Here is a 4,342-nt window from a genome sequence, read left to right as displayed (position 1 = left end):
CATGTCGCCCAAGTTGCGGGGGGCTGGTTTTGAATTGAGGTCGTGCGGGGAGTGGCTCTGAAGGTAATGCCAATAACCCCCCAGTATTGCTTTCAACAGTTGATGGTTCTTGCGTAGCGTGCTCTTGGGCGCAAAACGCCCTTCCAGGTAGGTGGTACGGCTGGCACCTGTTTGTCTGCCATGCATAGCCCAGAAGCGAGGAAGGTAGTCTGCTTCTGCAGGTTCGCGCAGCTCGGTGTAAGTCAACTTTTGGAACTGGTCGAAACCGAATTGCTCCTCGCTTTGAACCAGTAGGCGATAATACTGGTTCTGTAATAGCAGATAGGCGTGGAACATGCGCTCGATTATCACACTGGGTTCTATTGTGAGCTTTTGCAGGAGCTGTTGCATCCAGCTTAACTCGTCGTCGGCGCAGCTTTGAGCGGACAACTCTAGATGTCTTTCGCCGGGGGCAGGAGCCAGCTCTTGCTGGTTCTCCTCATCGGCTAACTCCGAGTAGTCGTAGGGCAGGCAGACATTTGCGCTTAGGGTATTGGTTGCTGCTGCAATCAGCCATAGCCGCAAGCGGCTTGCAACCACAAGCTGGCTGTGCAGTTCAACTGGTGACAGTTCTGGATTGATGGAGTGTGCCAGCTCGCGGATGCTGGCCGCATCGGTTCGACTGCGGTTATGCCATTTGATGCCGAAATCTCTTGTCTCCTGCTTTGGCGTGCGCAGAGCACGCAGCCAGCAGTTTTCCGCGTGGGTGCTGCCGTTGAGATGTAGATGTGTCTCGTGTAAGCCTTCGCGGGCAAGATAGTCCTCAACCACCGGATCGTATGGGCTGACGATAGGTAAATGTCTTTCTGCCCAGTTTGGCTGCTCTCCCCTCGACCAGTGAGTAGCCCTCTGATCTAGTAGCCCGTCGCGGGGCAGCGCTAGCAGATGAGCAGCCGCCTGCAGGGGGAGGCCGGATATGCGACTCACTACGCTTTGCTGCCAGGCACCAAACTTCTGTTGCCTCACATACAACTTCCCGTGTTGGAACTTGAGAAATTCGTCTGCCATGGCCTGAAGGGTGGCGAGCAATAGAGAAGGCTTCTCTTTGCCAGTCGGATGACTAGTAAGCCGCTGGAAACTATGCTCAAAGACGTGGTCCGGCAGACGGGAGGACCAAGGGAGATAACCAAGATAAACTGCCTCTCGCAGGTCTTGTGAGCCCAAAGGTGTATGAAAAGGTGTATGCCTCACGAGGGACAGCACCTTGTGGCTGGCGAGCAGACTGGTACCGATTTGGGCAATAACTGAAGCGGCTTGTTCGCGCATGCTATTACTCAAGACTTGGTCGACCCTTCTTGATCGAGCTGCGCTTCAGACTCTTTTTTCCATTTCGTGCCAGCAATGTATGTTTTATTAATTTTTTTCCAGATGGCGTCATCACAAAGTAAGTCTGCGGCTTCTATTCTTGAGTTGGCGGGACTCTCACTTCCTGGATCAGGTTTAAAGGAGGCGTCATTGCAGGAAAGAAGTCCGTGAACCAGGTTTTTTGTATTGGCTGTTGCCTGTAATAGCCCCAAAAGTAAAGGACATGTCGCTACTAGATAGGTAAGGGGAAGTTCTGTGTGAGCTTCCTTAATGGATTTGAATTTATCAATAAATACTTTGGCAGAGGTGAGTGGATTGGTGCGGTCCAGCGCGGAACCGCCTGCAGAGCTGTTGGAGCCGCTACTCAAGTGGTAGTCCTGTTCCTCTATGTAGAACGCATTGATTACACACAGGGCGAACAACTCCATGAGGCTGGCGGCACCTACCCCGTCTTGGGCAACCTTGGGCCTGTTGGCATCACACACTTTCTCCAAGCTGAAGTAGAGGCGCGTCCAGACCTTGCCGATTAGCACAGCAGACGGATTGAGCTTTGTGCGAAGACTCGCTGTGTCGTGAAGCCATTGCTCGACAGCGCGTTCGAGCGTGGCGAGTTTTGCCGCATCGTCGGTTGCATCCTGCTCGCTGTCTTCCTCTTCGACAGTGTCATTTTCCCATTGTGGACGGGAAACACTCAGCGGTGGATAGGGCTTAGGTAAGACGCTGAGCACGGGATATTGTTTGGTATGGTCTGGTTCAAGTGCGAGCAAGCGGGCCATCAGACCTAAGATGTTGTAGATCGAGGCATACGTCCGTGAGGCAGTGCCTGATACGTCGACAAGACTCAGTGCAAAAGCGGGGAGATCTTTACTGCTTTTGAGGACGCTGAGGGCTGTCTTATAGTTAGACTCGCTTTCCTTGGGGGCCTGATCTGGTTTGCCCTTGTTGAGCCCGATAATGCCGGAATAGACCACTGCGCGGTTTGGGTTAGCACCGTATGGTGCGGAGAAAATTGTTACAGCATGACGCGCCCAGTTGAGAGCATCTTCTTTACGCCCAATACCCATGTATTGCTCGAATTGCTGACGAAGTGTCTGGGCGTCATCCCCGGTTCGGAGATCTTTACCCTTACGTCGTAGTACTTGGCCATACAGGGCTACGCTGCCGGGAGCGGCTAGCATGTAGTCGATGAGAGCTGCAGGCTTTTCCGCGCAAAGCCGAGTGACATCTGCGGAAAGGGCTGCAAAGCTGTTTTTGAGGTCTGCATTGCTGGGTTGGGGACGCAGGTATGCGGCGGTGTCAAAGTCACCGTCACGCACTGCAAGGTCGAATACGGCTTTGGTCAGTGCAGGTAGTTCGTGAGCAGCGATTGCGTCTACATCCACGCCGAATTTGTATAGGCTGCCCAATGCAAGAGCCCGAAGGCTTTCGCTTAGAGCTTCGGATAGTTCTTTATTCCATGCATAGGATTGTTGCTCATTTGAGTTGTTCTTTGCGAGGAAGGGCACGCACCGGCACAGTACCTGAAGTATTGAGCGCAACGGCTGTTTTAGCAGGAATTCGCGATACAGTTCTAGGTCGCGGGGCGTTTTGATTCGAAGTCCTTGCCGGACTAACTCATCCACCACTGTTGCGGGTTTTCTTTGGGCTTGCTCGCCCCATTTGTTGTAACTCAGTTTGTAAAGTTCTGAGTCGCTTTTCAGCAGGTTCCATAATGGGCGCAACTGAAGGCGCCGTTGCATGGGAAAGAGTTTGAGCAGGTATTGGTCTTCCAAATGGTCGACCATTTTATTGCGTTGATCTTTGCGTTCCGGCGTCTGATCATGCTTAGCCTCTCCGAGGCTGTCATAGAAATGATCGCGGACCATCAGGGAGTACAGCTCGATATCACCGGTAACTAAAATCACGAGGCGCGGGGTATCAAGGTATTTGCGAATGCATTCCAGTACATTACGCGCGTGCTGGGCATTGGTGTCTGCATCGTCAAAGGCGAGAATCAACGCATCGACACCTAGCGATTCGCAAGTAATATCGAACAGCGCATGCAAGTTTTTACGAAGGTCTGCACTGTGTCCGGCGCGCTCCAGACCCCATTCAAAAAACAACTCAGCATCTAGGTCTTGGAGCTGATCGTGACTCTTTGTGAAGAGACTCAAACCACCAGCAAGCTTCTTGAAACCCTCCCGGAAACTCTTGCTTACTCGCTCCCCTTCTAGCGTGGAGGCCTTTCTTGAGAGTGCGAGCATCTGTGTTTTGAGAGCTTTGAGTATGCTCAGGAGGATGATTTCACTACGCTCGATGCGACTGGGGTCGATGTACGCTAGAGACTCAACCGTGTGCGCCTTAAGGTCCTTTGGCAGGGCATGATAAGCGCTTTGGAGGAAGGTGGATTTGCCGGCGCCGCGAGTGCCATCAATGAAGTAGACCAAACCGCTGCCATAGGGGTAGTTCTTGGTGGGCCCAGTTCGCTCCACTCGCTTGGAATCTTGCTCAGCCTTGGCGAGGTCAGCGGTAATATTGTTTTTTAGATTCACATAACATGCATGCTGAACAAGCTGCTGCACATCGACGGTTGCGTTGTTGTCGCTGCAATCGAGATCGATGATGATGGTCTTACGGCTTTCTGTTTGTTCAGTCATGAGAGTCTCAAGGAAAGAATGGTGCCTTCACATTGATATCAGACCATATGACTGATACAAACTCCATATGATAAGGTCCTCCAAGACGCTCTCCCCACTGAATCGCCCCGAATTCCCTAGACACCCTGCAAGCTCATTGCATGACGCTTTTCAAACTCTACCGGTGACAACTGATTATTGAAACCATGACGGCGTTTCGGGTTATAGAACATCTCGATGTAATCGAACACATCACCCCCGTGCATCCTGTCGCGTGGTGTAAATTTTTCGTTTGAGCATTTGGTGTTCGCAGAGCACGTCGACGATCCGCTTTACGTGTTCGCGGTCTTGGCGTTGTGGCACCGAATGACGAACACTGGTGC

The 4,342-nt window shown here is 52.2% G+C and carries 1 protein-coding gene and 2 pseudogenes; all 3 read right to left on the bottom strand.

Annotation, left to right across the window (positions count from 1 at the left end; translation table 11 throughout):
* A pseudogene (locus AC1DVH_RS26930) lies at window positions 1-1,305 on the bottom strand (hypothetical protein); the annotation flags it as partial.
* Between the two features lie 8 nt (window positions 1,306-1,313).
* Window positions 1,314-3,980 carry a hypothetical protein gene (locus tag AC1DVH_RS26925; RefSeq protein WP_169876445.1) on the bottom strand — a complete coding sequence of 889 codons (2,667 nt, stop codon included), beginning with the start codon at window positions 3,978-3,980 and terminating at the stop codon, window positions 1,314-1,316.
* A 116-nt stretch (window positions 3,981-4,096) separates the two neighbouring features.
* Window positions 4,097-4,256: pseudogene (locus AC1DVH_RS26920) on the bottom strand (IS3 family transposase); the annotation flags it as partial.
* Window positions 4,257-4,342 lie beyond the last annotated feature (86 nt).

The sequence above is a fragment of the Pseudomonas sp. P4_C3 genome, assembly GCF_056402075.1.
Note: the sequence above shows the minus strand (reverse complement) of the source record. Positions and strands in the feature narration are given on the sequence as shown.